This window comes from Mesorhizobium sp. M1396 (genome assembly GCF_040317725.1).
GTDB lineage: Bacteria > Pseudomonadota > Alphaproteobacteria > Rhizobiales > Rhizobiaceae > Mesorhizobium.
Genome location: NZ_JAMYLA010000012.1, coordinates 65,732 through 82,213, shown reverse-complemented (window position 1 = coordinate 82,213; position 16,482 = coordinate 65,732). Strand labels below are relative to the sequence as shown.

The window sequence follows — 16,482 nt, the reverse complement described above, 5'->3', positions numbered from 1 at the left end:
CCATTTTGTTGGGCTTTTTCCGTCAGGTAACGCCTTTATCGGCCGCTTGCAAGGGCAGCCATTGCGGCCGGTGCCGGTGTTTCCGGAATGGAATTCCAGACGGCGGGCCCGGCGGAAGTCGGTCATGTCCCGTAGAGCGTCTTGTTTGCTGGGTTCAGTTTTGCCTCAAGCGTGTCGTTGTCCCAAAACAGCCGCGCGTGTTAGGTGCGACAGGCATCAGTCTTCACCAAGCAAGCGGTCGGTCTGGCGGCGTTCCTTCTTGGTCGGGCGGCCGCTGCCGGCCTCGCGCAGCGCCGGTATCGCATCGGCAGGGGCTTCGCCCTTTGGCGCGGGCGGCGGCGAGATATCCTCGTACAGCGTGCGTGCCTCCTCGGCCGGGCCACGCCGCACCCCGGCGCCGAGCACCTTCCAGACGAAGATGCGCCGCTCGAGCGTGATGGTCAGCACGTCGCCGGGCTTGACCAGATCGGAGGCCTGCGCTGCTTTGTCGCGATTGATGCGAACCCGGCCGGCGACCACCAGTTTCGCCGCCAGCGAGCGTGATTTCACCGCGCGCGAGAAGAACAGCCATTTGTCGATGCGTTGGCGGCCTTCGACGACCATCGAGGCGAGCCGAGGCTACTTCTTCAGCTGGTCGCGCAAAGCGGCGAGCTTGGCAAAGGGCGAGTCCGGATCGAAGCGCACCGGGCGCTCCTCGCGCGGCTTCGGCTGGAAAGCGGGCTTGCCGCCTTGCGGACCACCCTTGCCATCCGGCCTGCCGCCCTTCCAGTCGGGACGGCCTTCGCGGCGGTCGGGGCGCTCGCCTTGCGGCCGGCCGTCACGCCGCTGTTCGCCTTCGGCCTGCGGCTTGGGCTTGAACTTCGAGCGATCGAAGCGCGGCTTGCCGGCACCGTCGCGCCGGCCCTCATGGGCCGGACGTTCTCCGGGTGCAGCCGTAGCCGATGCGCCGGCGGCATCCGCGGGCGCATCGCTTCGGCCGCGCGCTTGTCCGTTGCGTGGGCGATTGTTCCTGCGGTTGTCGTCGCGGTTGCGCGGGCGCTGTTCGAAACGACCCTGACGCCACAACAGGATGGGTTTTGGCGCTTCGGCTTCCGGCACAGGTTCGCCGACCGCTGCTTCTGCCGTCGCGGCAGGTTCGTCTGGCGCGGCGTCCGTTACGAGCGCGGCATCCGACGCCAGCTCGGCCGGTGCGGCTTCTTCTGCCGGCGCGGCTTCAATCTCGGGAGTTTCAGCCTCTGCCCGCGGCTCAGCCGGCGCGGGTTCGGCGTTCCCTGCAACAATCTCGGCTACCGGCGCTTCGTCCTGCTCGGTTTCGGCCGGAGTATCCGCCTGTTCTGCCACCTCGGGCACGGCAGGTTCCGCCGCGGCGTCCGCGACGATTTCGGCGGGACTTTCGGCCGCGGTTTCCGAAGCGGCCACTGCGTCCGATGCCGGCTCCGAACCTCCGACCGCTGCTTCCGCGGCCGCATCGGTTGCCGCTGCTTCCGCCGTCTTGGCCTGCTCCGCGCGCGCTGTCTCTTCAGCTGCAAGCTTCGCCGCCGCGGCCTCGCGTGCGGCAATGTCCTGTGCCTCGAGCCGCGCCTTCACTTCAGCCGGCGGCTTCGGCTCGGCACGGTAGCCGAGACCCTTGAGGATTTCTTCCATGTCGTCGGCGGTGGCGCCGAGGATCGACATCATCGGCGGCGTCACCATGAAGGACTGGCCATCATAGGCCCCGTCCGGACGCTGGCCGAGGCCGGGCTTCCAGTTGGTCGCGGGACGGATCAGGTCGGCCAGCCGTTCCAGGATGTCGATACGCACGGCGCGGCGGCCGAGATTGCGGTAGCCCGCCAGCTTGTAGAAGGTCTTGTCGAAGGCTGGGTCGATGACCACGGAGGTGCGGCCGGAGGCGAGGGCGTGAACCACGTCGCCAAAGCCGGGCTTGTCCTTGCCGTCATTCTTCAGCGCCCACAGCAGCGTCACAAGCCCGGCGGGTGCCGGCTTGATCAGCGCCGGCACGAAAACATGGTAGGCGCCGAAGCGCACGCCGAGCCGGCGAAGCGCGGCGCGACCTTCCTGGTCGAGCGACTTCATCTCCTCGGCGATGTCGCGGCGGTTGATGAGGCCGAAATTCTCGACCAGTTGGAAGGCGATGCCACGGCCGATGCCAGAAATCTGGTCGGCATTCTTCAGGTCGACCAGCGGCTTCAGCAGCGACTCGATCTGGAAATTGACGAACCGCTCGGCACGCGCGGCGACCTTGTCGCGCGCCGGGCCGGTCAGCTGTTCGTCGGCCAGCAGCACTAGGCGCGGCTTCAGCGCGTCTTCGCCCGCGACCAGTGTGCCGATCGGCGCGCCGATCCAGCGCAGCGTGCCATCCGAGCCAAGCGCGATGTCGCCATTGGCCGAGGCGCCGAAGCGTTCGGCGCGCGCCTCGAACTCGGCGGCCAGCGCCTTCTGGGCGGCGGTGCGCACCGCCTTGGCGTCTTCACCGCCGGCGGTTTGATCAGCGGTGAAGCGGAACCCTTGCAACTCGCCGACATGGTGGCCTTCGACAAGGACGGTTCCGGTAGGACTAATTTCGGCTTCAGGCATGGTATTTTCTCTAAGGCGCCGCATGAGGACGGAAGTCCTGCGGTCTACGAAGCGTTTCGTCAACCGCTCATGCAGCGCATCCGACAATCTGTCTTCGATTTCGCGCGTCTTTTCCTGCCAGTGTGCCTGATCGGCCAGCCAACCGGGCCGGTTCGACACGAATGTCCAGGTGCGGATCTGGGCAATGCGATGCGACAGCGTGTCGATGTCGCCCTCGGTGGTGTCGGCGCGGCGCACCTGCTCGGCCATGTAATTCTCGTCGACATGGCCATGCCGTGCAAGGTCGGTGTAGATCGAAGCAACGAGGTCTGCATGTTGGGCCGGCGCGATCCTGCGGTAATCGGGCAGTGCGCAGGCTTCCCACAGCAGCGCAACGCGTTTGGCATTGCTGGCAAGAGCGCGGATGTCTTCATCGCGGGACAGATATTCAAGCGCCTGCGCGTCGACCGCGGGCAGCGCGCGCGTCAGCCCTTCGACCGGGGCATTGGTTTCGATCGAGCGCTTCAGCGCATCGAGGCTGGCGAAGTCGAAACGCGCGGTGCGCCATTGCAGCACCTTCGCCGGATCGAAATCATGGCCTTCGATCTTCTTGACCAGTTCCTCATCCAGCGGGTCGACCTGGCCGGTGACGCCAAAGGTGCCGTCGCGCAGGTGCCGACCGGCGCGGCCGGCGATCTGGCCAAGCTCGGCCGCCGTCAGGTTGCGATACTGATAACCATCGAACTTCCGGTTCTGGGCGAAGGCGACGTGATCGAGATCGAGGTTGAGGCCCATGCCGATGGCGTCGGTGGCGATGAGATAGTCGACATCGCCGGACTGAAACAATGCCACTTGGGCGTTGCGGGTGCGCGGGCTTAGCGCGCCGAGCACGACGGCGGCACCGCCCTGTTGGCGGCGGATCAGTTCGGCTATGGCGTAGACCTCGTCGGCCGAGAAGGCGACGATCGCAGTGCGCCGCGGCAGCCGTGTCAGTTTCTTGGGGCCGGCATAGGCAAGATGCGACAGCCTCGGCCGCGTCACCACAGAGACGCCTCTCAGCAGGCGCTGCAAAATGCCGTGCATGGTGGCGGCACCGAGCAGCAACGTTTCCTGGCGGCCGCGCAGATGCAGGATACGGTCGGTGAAGATGTGTCCGCGCTCGAGGTCGCCGGCAAGCTGCACCTCGTCGATGGCGACGAAGGCGGCATCGGTCTCGCGCGGCATGGCCTCGACGGTGCAGACCGAATATTTCGCGCCCGCCGGCTGGATCTTTTCCTCGCCGGTGATCAGCGCGACCTTGTGAGCGCCAACCTTTTCGCAGACGCGGGCATAGACCTCGCGCGCCAGCAGCCTGAGCGGCAGGCCGATGATGCCACTCTCATGAGCCACCATGCGCTCGATGGCGAGATGGGTCTTGCCGGTGTTGGTGGGCCCAAGCACGGCGGTCACGTCGCGGCCAGACAGGATTAGCGGCTCAGTGTGTTTCGGCTGGATGTTCATCGACCCTGGGAATAAGGCTTTCTGGCCTCTGGTTGTCGGGAGCGTGCCTCACGTGGCGCGTATGACAGGCGACACATAGGGATTTCGGGCGCGAAGCGAAAGCGGAATGTTCCACCGCCGGCCAGAAGGTGTTTTTGTCAAGCTCTCAATCGGCCGCGGATTAACGGATAGAACGAGTCTGGAACGAATCGGCGACGAATCAGTGACTCGGCCAGATTCAGCTTTTGTTCACGGCTACATGTGGATTTTGCGACCAGGAGTCGCACCACATGCTGAATCGCTGAACTGGCCCGTTTTATGCTAAGAGGGTGCAAGGGGGCGTTGCTGTTAACCTTTGCCGAGAAACGATCATGATGGCTTGGTATGCCTCGCTCAAGCTTATGAAATTGTTGATCTTTCCTAATCCGCGTTAAGGAATTGGCAGGCGATTCCAGCTGTCGCCGTTAACGTTCCGGTCAAAGCCGGAACGAATCGGCGACGAATCAGGATGCCGGAATATTCTTGGTTTGTTCACCCCAATATCTTGTGTTGTGAACAGCTTATCCACCGAGAATCCACAGGCTTGGGAACCGGTTTCGCACAGGGCGGCCAGCCGCTATTAACCTCTGCGTACCGGATTGGGTCAGCACCCGACGAGGGCATGTCGAAAGGATCAGGCCCGGCAACGAAAAAACGGGCCGGCGGGCTGGCCCGTCGGTCTGTCCGCCCGCACCGCCCGTCATCAGACGAAATACTGGCCGCCATTGGCCGTGATGGTCGAGCCGGTGATGAAGCCGGCATCCTCGGAAGCGAGGAAAACGACGCAGCGCGCGATTTCTTCGGGCTCGCCGAGGCGGCCGACGGGGATCTGCGGGATGATCCGCTCGTTGAGCACCTTCTCGTCGATAGCCTTGACCATCTCGGTGGCGATGTAGCCGGGGCAGATGACGTTGACGGTGATGCCCGCGCGCGCCCCCTCTTGAGCCAGAGCTTTGCTGAAACCGATGTCGCCGGCCTTGGCGGCGGAATAGTTGACCTGGCCGGCCTGGCCCTTCTGGCCGTTGATCGAGGAGATCGTGATGACGCGGCCGAACTTGCGGTCGCGCATGCCGCTCCACAGCGGATGCGTCATGTTGAAGACGCCGGACAGGTTGGTGTCGATGACCTCTTTCCACTGTTCGCGCGTGATCTTGTGGAACATGGCGTCTCGGGTGATGCCGGCATTGTTGACCAGCACCGAGACCGGGCCGAGATCGGCCTCGACCTGTTTGATGCCGGTGGTGCAGGCATCATAGTCGGCGACCGACCATTTGTAGACCGGGATACCGGTTTCGGCCTTGAATTTCGCCGCCGCGTCGTCATTGCCGGCGTAGTTCGCGGCAACCGAATAGCCGGCGGTCTTCAATGCGATCGAGATCGCCGCGCCGATACCGCGCGATCCGCCCGTGACGATTGCTACCTTGGTCATAATGTTCCTCCCTTTGGTCGGGAGCGAATAGCGAGTGGCTAATAGCGAGTAGGGATTTGATGTCCCGTCGCGCTGACGCCATTCTTCCCTATTCGCTACTCGCTATTTGCTTTTCTTCAGATTGCCTCCACGCACATGGCGACGCCCATGCCGCCGCCGATGCAGAGCGTAGCGAGGCCCTTCTTGGCGCCACGGCGGCGCATCTCGAAGACCAGCGTGTTGAAGATGCGGGCGCCAGATGCGCCGATCGGGTGGCCGATGGCGATGGCGCCGCCATTGACGTTGACGATCGAGGGATCCCAGCCCATGTCCTTGTTGACGGCGCAGGCTTGCGCCGCAAAGGCTTCATTGGCCTCGATCAGGTCGAGGTCGCCGACCGACCAGCCAGCCTTTTCCAATGCCTTGCGCGAGGCAGGAATAGGTCCGGTGCCCATGATCTGCGGGTCGACGCCGGCGGTTGCCCAGGACACGATACGCGCCAGCGGGGTGATGCCACGTCTCACCGCTTCCGCTTCGCTCATCAGCACAGCACCCGCAGCGCCGTCATTGATGCCGGAGGCGTTGGCGGCGGTCACCGTGCCGTCCTTGTCGAAAGCCGGCCTCAGCTTGGTCATGGCGTCGATCGTGGCACCGTGGCGGATGTATTCGTCCTGGTCGACAATGGTGTCGCCCTTCTTGCCCTTGATAGTGACGGCGACGATCTCGTCCTTGAATTTGCCGGCCTTCTGCGCGGCCTCGGCCTTGTTCTGCGAGGCCAGCGCGAACTGGTCCTGGTCGTCGCGGGTGATCTGGAACTGGCGCGCGACGTTTTCGGCGGTGTTGCCCATGTGATAGCCGTTGAAGGCATCCCACAGTCCGTCCTTGATCATAGTGTCGATCAGCTTGAAGTCGCCCATCTTGACGCCTGCGCGCAGGTGCTGGGCATGCGTCGAAAGCGACATCGATTCCTGGCCGCCCGCGATGATCACCTTAGCGTCGCCGGTGGCGATCTGCTGCATGCCGAGCGCAATGGCGCGCAGACCCGAGCCGCAAACCTGATTCAGGCCCCAGGCGGTGGTTTCCTTGGGCAGGCCGGCATTGATCGATGCCTGGCGGGCCGGGTTCTGACCCTGCGCCGCGGTCAGCACCTGACCGAGGATGACCTCGTCGACCTCGCCTGGTTCGACACCGGCGCGCGACAGCAATTCCCTGATGACGACGGCACCGAGCTCATGTGCCGGGGTGGCGGCGAAGGCGCCGTTGAAGGAGCCGACCGGCGTGCGTGCGGCGCTGGCGACAACGATGGAATTGGCAGAGGTCATTTTCTTCTCCGGACTTCGAGCTGTCGTTTTTTTGGGCGTTGTTGGCGACTTTTCTTGCCCTTTCCATGATCCAAGTCAAACCGGAAATGGGCATGGCGCCCATGCGCCACAAGCGGGTCGTGCCTCGCCGGGGCGGCAGTTCCCTCATTGCTGCGCAGCATATTTTTTGCCCGCTATGCAGCATTTAATGATCCCGCACTGCACAAACTGCTTGGAATTGTGAGGCTTTTGCGCATATCCTCAAAAAAAAGGCACAATCGCTATCGGCGGCTTACTCAGAGGCGCGCCGGTGTCCCCGGGAGGATGTAGATGGCCGCTAAAGACGATCCGATCATCATCAAGAAATATGCCAATCGCCGCCTCTACAACACCGGTACCAGCACCTATGTGACGCTCGAGGACCTCGCCGAGATGGTCAAGAAGGGCGAGGAGTTCACCGTCCAGGACGCCAAGACCGGTGACGACATCACGCATCCGGTGCTGACCCAGATCATCTTCGAGCTGGAGAACAAGGATGGGCAGAACATGCTGCCGATCCCGTTCCTGCGCCAGCTGATCGCCTATTACGGCGACCAGATGCAGATGATCGTGCCGAGCTTCCTCGAGCAGTCGATGCTCGCCTTCTCCAAGGAGCAGGAACGCTTTCGCGAGCAGATGAAGGGTGCGCTCGGCAAGTCGCCGCTGGACATGATGAAAATCACCACGCCGATCAAGGCACTGGAGGAGCAGACGCGCCGCAACATGGAAATGTTCCAGAATGCGATGCGGCTGTTCACGCCGTTTCCGCCCGCGGGCACCGCGCCAGGGGCTGCACCGACGCCCGAGCCGGCCAGGAAGGAAACGCCTGACAAGCCCGACGACCTGCAGGAGTTGAAGGACCAGATCGCGGCCATGCAGCGCAAGCTCGACACGATGTCTTGACGCGTTCGGATCGAAAGATCCGATAGCTGCGGCGCGTCGGGTCGCTGCCCGTTCCATCTTTTCCGAAGACCGGTACCCCTTTTCGGCCCTATGGCAGCACTCCCACATAACGGCCGCGCGGCCTGATAAGGCCTCCGCTTGTTATCTGTTCGACCGTGTGCGCGGCCCAGCCGACGCTGCGTGCGAGCGCGAACAGGCGGAACGGTGCATCGCGCGGCAAGCCAAGGTTGCGCGTCAGCGCGGCCAGCCCAAAGTCTATGTTGGGAAGCGCGCCGGTCGCGGCAAGGGCAGCGTCGCGCAGCGACGATAGTGTGCCGTCGACCTCGATCACCGACAGCAGCGCCTCCGCCCGTGGATCGCCGTCGGGATAAAGCTGGTGACCGAACCCCGGCAACGGTCGGTCATGGCTGAGCCAGCGCCGGATCGTCGCATCGGCGCCATGCCGTGCCGCATCCTCGGCCAGTTGCATCACCGCCTCGCCGGCGCCGCCATGGCGAGGGCCTGACAGGGTCGCAAGCCCAGCGAGCAGGCAAGCGGCCAGCGGCGCGCCGGTCGAGGCCGCGACGCGGGCGGCGAAGGTCGACGCGTTCAGTTCGTGATCGGCAAGCAAGACAAGCGCTCGGCGGATCGCATCCGCCCCGCCACCATCCACCGACCAGCGCTGTGCCAGCCGTTGATGGATTGGCTCTAATCCCGCCGACGTGCCCAAGGCACTGGCCAGCACGCCGACCACGTGCGCGGCATCGGCATGCAGCGACGCGGCGCTGCGCCCGAGCGACGGGCGCCCTTGGCCGGCAAGCACCGCAAGTCGCGCAAAGGCCGCGGCCCGGCCAGCTTGATAGGGCTCCTCCAGCAACGGCGCTTCGAAAGCCACCGGTTTGGGCAGAGCCCAGAGCACCGCGGCTGTTTCTTCCAGCGTGGCATTCTCGGAAAGCGCGGCGGCGTCCTGGCCACGATAGACAAGGCGACCGTGCGAGACGGTCGAAATCGCCGTAGCGATCGACGGCTCGCCCCAGGCGATCGCACTTTCGGCGATTGCCGAGGGACTTCTTCCACGTGCCCTCCGCGTTGCCAGCGCCGCTATGTCGTCGGCACGATACTGGCTGCGGCGCGGATCGGCGCGGTCGGGCCGCATGCCGATGCGCCCACGGCTGACATAGGCGTACAGCGTCTGCGCCCGCACCTGGAGACGCTCAAGCGCTTCCTCTCGCGACAGCCACTCGGACATATCGAACTCTCATATTGATTCTATTGATCAAGATTGATGGCGGTGTTGCCCAGACTTATCTCCAATCGCGAAATGCTTCAAGGAGACAGGCTATGGCGAATGGGCTCGATGACGTTGTGGCGGCGGAAACAGTGCTCTCCGACGTGGATGGTCTTGGCGGCCGTCTGACGATCCGTGGTCATTCGCTGCCGGAATTGGCCGGCCGTTGGAATTATGCCCAGGTGGTTCGGTTGCTGCTGGATGGCTTTTTCGACGGCCTTCCCGATGATGCGGAACTGACGCGGGCTCTGGGCCAGGCGCGTGCGGACGTGTTCGAGCGGGTTTTGCCCTCGCTGCCCTTGCTTGCATCGCTCGATGTCTACAGCGCCATGCGCGCCGGTGTGGCGCTGCTGCCGGACGGCGACACGCTGACGGACGCCTTGCTGCTGATCGCGGCGCCCGCCGTGCTGACGCCGGCCTTGCTGCGCCTCCGGCACGGCGAGGAGGCGATCGCGCCGGACAGCCGTGCCGATCATGCCGCCGACATGTTGCGGATGCTGAGCGGCAGCGTCGCCTCGCCAGGGCTGGCAAAGGCGCTCGACACCTATCTGGTGACGGTTTGCGATCACGGTCTCAATGCATCGACCTTTGCAACGCGCGTGGTCGCGTCCACGCAGGCCGGCCTGACATCGTCCGTGCTGGCCGGGCTCGGCGCGCTCAAGGGGCCGCTGCACGGCGGCGCGCCTGGCCCTGTCATCGAGATGCTGGATGCAATCCAGGCGCATGGCGATGCGGCCGGCTGGCTGCGCGCAGAGATCGCGCATGGCAAGCGCATCATGGGGTTCGGGCATCGCATCTACCGGGTGCGCGATCCACGTGCCGATGTGCTGAAGGCGGTGGTCCGGCAACTCGGCAACGAGGGCGAAGCCGGCCGCCGGCTGGCCTTCGCGGAGACGGTGGAGCAAGCGGCGCTCGACGTGCTGCGGGTTGCCAAGCCGTCGCGCTCGCTGCAGACCAATGTCGAGTTCTACACCGCCCTGCTGCTGGAAGCGGCGGGCTTTCCCAGCCAAGCCTTCAGCAATATCTTTGCCGCCGGGCGTGTCGCTGGCTGGATCGCGCATGCGCGCGAGCAGCAGACGACCGGTCGGCTGATCCGGCCGCAGTCGCGTTATGTCGGGCCGGTGCCTGACCTGGTTGCCTGAAGCTTTTTTGGGCTCTGCAGGATTTTTGCAGGAAGGTTGCGCCCGCCGATGGGCGGGGCGGTCCGGTCGATGTTGTCGTGGTGAGCGGCTGTGCCGCCGCTCATGACGAAAATTTCATCTCGCCGAAAATTCTGGCCGCTGTTATTGCGTCGCATCGAGCATATATGCTGCACTGCAACATAGACCTGCTTTTGCCGCAACCAGAGGATTCCGCCCTTGGCCACCAGGAAAACCGCAGTTGTCACCGGCTCCACATCCGGCATTGGCCTGGCCATCGCCCAAGCGCTGGCGGCCGAAGGCCATGACGTCGTCGTCAATTCCTTCTCCGACACGGCAGCCGACCACGCCATCGCCGATGCGATCGCCAAACAGCACGGCGTGAAGACTGCCTACATCAAGGCCGACATGTCGAAACCGGCAGAATGCCGGGCGCTGGTCTCAAAGGCTGCAGAAACGTTCGGGTCGGTCGATATTCTGATCAACAATGCCGGCATCCAGCATGTCGCGCCGGTGGAAGACTTTCCAATCGAGAAATGGGACGCGATTATCGCCATCAACCTGTCTTCGGCGTTCCACACCATCGCGGCAGCGATTCCGCTGATGAAAAAGGCCGGCGGCGGCCGGATCGTCAACATCGCCTCGGCGCATGGGCTGGTCGCGTCGCCATTCAAATCGGCCTATGTCGCGGCCAAGCATGGCATCTTGGGGCTGACCAAGACGGTCGCGCTCGAACTGGCGCGTGACAAGATCGCCTGCAATGCCATCTGCCCCGGCTACGTGCTGACGCCGCTGGTCGAGGCGCAGATCCCCGACCAGATGAAAGCTCACGAGATGGACCGCGCCACCGTCATCCGCGAGGTCATGCTGGACAAGCAGCCGACGAAGGAATTCGTCACGGTCGAGCAGATCGCGGCAGCGGCGGTGTTCCTGTGTTCGGACGCGGCGGCGCAGGTCAACGGCACGCATCTGTCGGTCGACGGCGGCTGGACCGCCGCGTGAGGCCCAGAATTTTCTCATCTACCAAACGGGACAGACCGAGGACGACGCCATGACCAAAAACGGCAAGGCGGAGGAGACGAAGAAGATCAATATCGCACTTCAGGGCGGCGGCTCGCACGGGGCCTTTTCCTGGGGTGTGCTCGACCGGCTGCTGGAGGACGGCAGGCTGGAGATATCAGCGGTGTCAGGTACCAGTGCCGGCGCCATGAACGCGGTGGCGCTGGCCGACGGTTTTGTCCGTGGCGGGGTCGATGGCGCACGCCAGAAGCTCGATGATTTCTGGCGCGCGGTGGCGGCGAAGGGCCGGTTCAGCCCGGTGCAGCGCATGCCGTGGGATGTCGCCTGGGGCAATTGGTCGATCGAGAACACGCCGGGCTATGTCTTTTTCGACACCATGTCGCGGGTGTTCTCGCCCTATGCCGCCAACCCGCTGGGCCTCAATCCTCTGCGCGACGTCGTCGCGCGGGAGATCGATTTTAGGAATGTCCGCGCCTGCAAGTCGATGGAGCTATTCATTTCGGCGACCAATGTCGAAACCGGACAGCTGCGCGTCTTTTCCGACGGCGAGATCGACCTCGACACGGTGATGGCTTCGGCCTGCCTGCCCCAACTGTTCCGCGCCGTCGAGATCAAGGGCGTGCCCTATTGGGACGGCGGCTATGGCGGCAATCCGGCGCTCTATCCGTTCTTCAAGACGGCGGCGACCGAGGACGTGCTGCTGGTGCAGATCAATCCGGTGGTGCGGGAGGGAACACCAAGGAGCGCCAATGAGATCCAGAACCGCATCGACGAGATCACCTTCAACGCTGGGCTGCTGCGCGAATTCCGTTCGATTGCCTTCGTCAAGGAACTGATCGCCGCCGGCCGTCTGCCGCATGGCGAATACCGCGACATCCGCATGCACCGTATCGATGCCGACGAGGCGTTCAAGGACCTGTCGGCATCATCGAAGGTCAATGCCGAATGGGCGTTCCTGACCTATCTGCGCGATCTCGGCCGCACCGCCGCGACCGATTGGCTGGAAGAGAATTACGACGCCGTCGGCAAGCACCCGACACTCGATCTCTCGGGCGAACTCGATGACGGTTTCAAGCCGGTGCGCGGTCCCGCACCTGGCCGGCGGGTCAAGGAATTCCTTGCTGCGCGCAAAAATCCGGAGGTGGTTCGCCGTCGGGCGTGAACGGCCAATCGATGTTCATCGATTGGCCCGCGATCATGCTTTCAGAGTGAGTTCGATCACCCTGATCAGGGCGGCGGCCGCTTGCCGCTGTCCCTGGGGATCGCTGATCCGCGCCTTCATGCCTTCCAGCCCGTCGAGCAGCATGTCGGCAAGCAGTTGCGTCGACAGGCCCCTGGCCGCCAGATCGACGCCGTTCCTGGCTGCTTCGCCCTCGATCGCGGCGGCGATATGTTTGCCAAGCCCGCCGCGCCAGCAGCCCACCAGATCGCCAAGGCTCGATTTCATGTCCAGCAGTTCGGCGCCATGCGGCGAGGCAACGACGGCGCCCATCATCGAGATGAATGCCTCGTCGATGGCTCGCATCATGCGCTCGGTGAAAGCGCCGTCGCCGGCCAGAGCCAGCTTTGCCGCCTCGACCGAGCGCGACAGGATCATCATGGCGATGGCGCGGAAAATGTCGGTCTTGTTCTTGAACAGGAGATAGAGCGCCGGCCGCGACATGTCGGCGGCGCGGGCGATGTCGTCCATGGTGGTGCGGGAGAAGCCATAAGCCAAAAACACCTTCATCGCCCCATCCAGGATACGGACGCGTTTGGGGTCGGCGGTGGCGATGTCTTCGATCTGATTCATGGAGCAATTCTATCCTGCGAAATCTTTATTGACAAAATGACGTAATTTGTCAATCTGTATTGGACGAAGCGGACGCTTCGCCCTTGGGCAGTGAACGACAACAAAGGGTATCCCCATGCGCCTCACCGTCGACGGACAATCATTCGATATCAATGCCGATCCGGACATGCCGCTGCTATGGGCGCTGCGCGATCTCATCGGCAAGACCGGACCCAAATTCGGCTGCGGCATTGCCGCCTGCGGCGCCTGCACGGTTCATGTCGACGGTCAGCCGGTGCGTTCCTGCTCGCTTCCGGTTGGCCAGGTCAGCGGGGCTGTCACCACCATTGAAGGCATCGGCACGGCGGGCAGGCTGCATCCGGTGCAGCAGGCATGGCTGGCGGAACAGGTCGCGCAATGCGGCTATTGCCAGGCCGGCCAGATCATGAGCGCGGTGGCGCTGCTTGACGAGGTCGCCGACCCGAGCGACGCCGACATCGACAACGCCATGGGCGGCAATCTGTGCCGCTGCGGCACCTATCCGAGGATCCGCTCGGCCATCAAGAAGGCCGCGGCGCTCAAGACGGCGGGGCTCTGACCATGGCCAGTGTCGGAAAGATCGCCCGCCGCACGTTCCTGATGGGCGCGGTCGCTGTCGCGGGCGGCGTTGCCGTCGGTTACTACTATTATCGCAAGCCTTTTGCGAACCCGCTCGAGGCCGATCTCGGCAAGGGCGAGGCGACCTTCAACCCCTATGTGAAGATCGGCGCCGACAACACCATCACCATCGTCGCGCCGCGCGCCGAGATGGGGCAAGGCATTTCGACGACGCTTGCCGTCATGGTCGCCGAAGAACTCGATGTCGGCCTCGATCGGGTCAAGGTCGAACACGGGCCGGCCTCCCATGCCTATTACAACGCCGCGATCCTCGAAGAGGGCGGCCCGTTCGCCTTCTTCGACGAAAGCATGACCGCGCAAGCGGTGCGCTCGGGTCTCGGCGTGGTCGGCAAGCTCCTTGCCCTGCAGGGCACGGGTGGTTCGTCTTCGACACGGGATGGCTTTGACAAGATGCGGCAAGCGGGTGCCGCCGCCCGGCAGATGCTGATCGCTGCCGCGGCGCAAAAACTGGGTGTCGCCGCCGCCGATCTGGAAACGGCCTACGGTTCGATCCTGCACAAGGCGTCCGGCAAGTCTCTGACCTATGGCGCGGTCGCCGCGGCCGCCGCGGCGATGGCGCCGCCGGACGAAGTCAAACTCAAGGACCGGGCCGACTGGAAACTGCTGGGAAAACCGCAGAAGCGCATCGACATGCTGGCCAAGGTCACCGGGGCGCCGATCTTCGGCATCGATGTCCGGCTGCCCGACATGCTCTACGGCACGGTCAAGATGAGCCCACGCTTCTGGTCGAGGCCGATCAAGGCGGACCTCTCCAGGGCCGAGAAAATGCCCGGCGTGACCAAGATCGTACCGCTCGAGACGAATTACGGCCATGGCTTCGGCATCATCGCCGACAACACATGGACGGCGTTCAAGGCTGCCGAGGCGATCGACGCCGAGTGGTCAGATCCCGAATATCCGCTCAGCAGCGCCGCCATATCCGATGTGCTGAAGCAGGCGCTTGGCCCCAAGGGTTCGGTGATGCGCGACAATGGCGATGTCGACAGCGGCTTTGCCGATGCGCCGCGCGAAAGGATCGTCGAGGCCGACTATGCCGTGCCCTATCTGGCGCACGCGACGATGGAGCCGATGAACGCGACGGCGCAGCTCAAGGATGGTGCCCTCGCCATCTGGTGCGGCAACCAGGCCCCGACCCTGGTGCGGCAGCTTTGCGCCAATCAACTCGGCATCGAGCAGGACAAGGTCACCGTGCACACCACCTTCCTCGGCGGCGGCTTCGGCCGGCGCATCGAGATGGACTATGCGATTTATGCGGCGCTGATGGCCAAGGAAGCGGGCGGGCGTCCAGTCAAGGTGACCTGGACGCGTGAAGAAGACATGCGCCACGACGCCTATCGACCGGCCGCTATCGGCAAGTTCCAGGCGCGGCTCGGCGACGATGGCACGCCGGTCGCCGTCGACATGAGGATGGCCTCGCCATCGGTGATTGCCGGCACGCTGCGTCGGCTGTTCCCCTCGATATCGCCGCTCGGTCCCGACAAGACCATTGTCGATGGCGCCTATGACCAGCCCTACAGCATCCCGAATTACCGGGTCAGCGGTATCGCGGCGCCCGTCTCCATCCCTGTCGGTTCCTGGCGCTCGGTCGGCAGTTCGGTCAACGGCTTCTTCCATGAGGGGTTCATGGACGAGATCGCCGCTGCTGGGAAAGTCGATCCGGTCGAGATGCGCAAGAGACTGATGGCCGCCTATCCCTCGGCGGTGAAGGTGGTGGAGAAAGTCGCCGCGATGGCGAAATGGGGCGAAGCGCTACCAGCCGGCAAGGCCAAGGGCGTGGCCTTCACGCTGTCCTTCGGCAGCTGGGTCGGCGAGATCGTCCAGGTGGCGGATACGCCAGCCGGCATCCGTATCGAGAAGGTGTGGATCGCCGCCGATGTCGGCACCGCGCTCGATCCCGGCATCATCGAGGCGCAGCTGATTTCCGCCGCCATCTACGGTCTTTCGGCAGCGATGGGCCAGGAGATCACCTTCGCCGACGGCATGGTCGAACAGTCGAACTTCCACGATTTCGATGCCATGCGGATCTTCCAGTGCCCGGCCTTCGAAGTCGCCATCCTGGAAAACTTTCACAAGATGGGTGGCGTCGGCGAGGTCGGCACACCGCCGGCGGCACCAGCTTTGGCCAACGCCATCTTCGCGTTGACCGGCAAGCGCATCCGGACGCTGCCCTTGTCCAAGCAGGTGGCCTTCGCATGAAGAAGCTCCTCATCATGCTGACGCCTGCTGCCATGCTTGTCCTGGCAGTGCCGTTCGCGATCGCGCAAGAGAGCCAGACGCTGGCGCCGGCGTTGGCCGGCGCCGCAAAAAGCCTGGCCGAATGGGACAAGGTCTATGCGGTGTTCTCGCATCCACGATGCGCCGGCTGTCATGTCGCGGACGACCGGCCGCGCTGGTCAGGCGCGCATTATGGCGGCACGCGCGTTCACGCCTTCAATGTCCAGCGCGGTGCTGACGGGTCTGGCTTCGGCAATCCGGGCTTGCGTTGCACGACATGCCATTTCTCCAGCAATTCCAATATGTTGCATGGGCCGCCCGGGGCCGAGAACTGGCATCTGGCACCGACCGAGATGGTCTGGTTCGGAGAGTCCTCGCCTGAAATCTGCGCGCAGATCAAGGATCCCGCCCGCAATGGCGGGCGCAGCCTGCAGGATGTGGCGCTGCATGTGCGCGACGACAAATTGGTTGCCTGGGGCTGGGCCCCCGGTGGAGATCGCGAGTCGGCGCCGGGCTCGGCGAAAGAGACATACGAGGCGATCGAAAACTGGATAGCGGCGGGCGCATCTTGTCCGGTGGCGCAATGATCTTGCAACTTTCGGACTATATTGCGGTACAACTTTGATGTAGAAGCACGCTTCGCCGATCACGGCAAATTGAACACGGCTTGG

13 protein-coding genes are annotated in these 16,482 nt (G+C 64.0%); 7 read left to right on the top strand and 6 right to left on the bottom strand.

The genetic code is table 11. The annotated features are described in order from the left end of the window. Nucleotides 1–216 precede the first annotated feature (216 nt). From NKH02_RS10230 to NKH02_RS10215, 4 genes are all read right to left on the bottom strand, one after another. Entirely contained in the window at nt 217–603 is a 387-nt protein-coding gene (locus NKH02_RS10230; RefSeq protein ID WP_352864810.1) for an RNA-binding S4 domain-containing protein, read from the bottom strand. Between the two features lie 15 nt (nt 604–618). Continuing rightward, on the bottom strand, nt 619–4,053 hold the full coding sequence (locus NKH02_RS10225) for a helicase-related protein (RefSeq protein WP_352864807.1): 3,435 nt from the start codon (nt 4,051–4,053) through the stop codon (nt 619–621). Nucleotides 4,054–4,774: 721 nt separating this feature from the next. Then, nucleotides 4,775–5,500 (bottom strand): acetoacetyl-CoA reductase, encoded by a 726-nt coding sequence (gene phbB / locus NKH02_RS10220; protein WP_352864805.1) that lies wholly within the window; start codon nt 5,498–5,500, stop codon nt 4,775–4,777. Nucleotides 5,501–5,616: 116 nt separating this feature from the next. Beyond that, nucleotides 5,617–6,801: an acetyl-CoA C-acetyltransferase gene (locus tag NKH02_RS10215; protein WP_352864803.1), complete on the bottom strand. Its 1,185-nt coding sequence runs from the start codon at nt 6,799–6,801 to the stop codon at nt 5,617–5,619. Between the two features lie 309 nt (nt 6,802–7,110). On the opposite strand from NKH02_RS10215, the gene phaR reads away from it, so the two are divergent. Continuing rightward, nucleotides 7,111–7,722, top strand: a complete 612-nt coding sequence (gene phaR, locus NKH02_RS10210; protein WP_352864801.1) for a polyhydroxyalkanoate synthesis repressor PhaR — start codon at nt 7,111–7,113, stop codon at nt 7,720–7,722. 88 nt (nt 7,723–7,810) lie between these two features. Here phaR and NKH02_RS10205 read toward each other — a convergent pair whose 3' ends face one another. After that, nucleotides 7,811–8,950 carry a citrate/2-methylcitrate synthase gene (locus NKH02_RS10205; protein ID WP_352878378.1) on the bottom strand — a complete coding sequence of 380 codons (1,140 nt, stop codon included), beginning with the start codon at nt 8,948–8,950 and terminating at the stop codon, nt 7,811–7,813. Between the two features lie 92 nt (nt 8,951–9,042). Between NKH02_RS10205 and NKH02_RS10200 the strand changes: the two genes are divergently transcribed. From NKH02_RS10200 to NKH02_RS10190, 3 genes are all read left to right on the top strand, one after another. Next, entirely contained in the window at nt 9,043–10,131 is a 1,089-nt protein-coding gene (locus NKH02_RS10200) for a citrate synthase/methylcitrate synthase (protein ID WP_352878375.1), read from the top strand. Between the two features lie 207 nt (nt 10,132–10,338). Further along, entirely contained in the window at nt 10,339–11,130 is a 792-nt protein-coding gene (locus tag NKH02_RS10195) for a 3-hydroxybutyrate dehydrogenase (RefSeq protein ID WP_352878470.1), read from the top strand. A 49-nt stretch (nt 11,131–11,179) separates the two neighbouring features. Next, entirely contained in the window at nt 11,180–12,310 is a 1,131-nt protein-coding gene (locus NKH02_RS10190) for a patatin-like phospholipase family protein (RefSeq protein WP_352864794.1), read from the top strand. 33 nt (nt 12,311–12,343) lie between these two features. Here the strand turns inward: NKH02_RS10190 and NKH02_RS10185 are convergent, their stop codons facing one another. After that, nucleotides 12,344–12,940 carry a helix-turn-helix domain-containing protein gene (locus tag NKH02_RS10185; RefSeq protein ID WP_352878373.1) on the bottom strand — a complete coding sequence of 199 codons (597 nt, stop codon included), beginning with the start codon at nt 12,938–12,940 and terminating at the stop codon, nt 12,344–12,346. Nucleotides 12,941–13,055: 115 nt separating this feature from the next. Between NKH02_RS10185 and NKH02_RS10180 the strand changes: the two genes are divergently transcribed. From NKH02_RS10180 to NKH02_RS10170, 3 genes are read left to right on the top strand one after another with little or no spacing between them, the layout of a single operon-like run. Further along, nucleotides 13,056–13,517, top strand: coding sequence for a (2Fe-2S)-binding protein (locus NKH02_RS10180; RefSeq protein WP_352878371.1), 462 nt, complete (start codon nt 13,056–13,058; stop codon nt 13,515–13,517). Nucleotides 13,518–13,519: 2 nt separating this feature from the next. Beyond that, nucleotides 13,520–15,793, top strand: coding sequence for a xanthine dehydrogenase family protein molybdopterin-binding subunit (locus tag NKH02_RS10175; protein WP_352878368.1), 2,274 nt, complete (start codon nt 13,520–13,522; stop codon nt 15,791–15,793). Then, entirely contained in the window at nt 15,790–16,398 is a 609-nt protein-coding gene (locus NKH02_RS10170; protein ID WP_352878365.1) for a hypothetical protein, read from the top strand. The genes NKH02_RS10175 and NKH02_RS10170 overlap by 4 nt, the downstream gene beginning before the upstream one ends. The last annotated feature ends 84 nt before the right edge of the window (nt 16,399–16,482 follow it).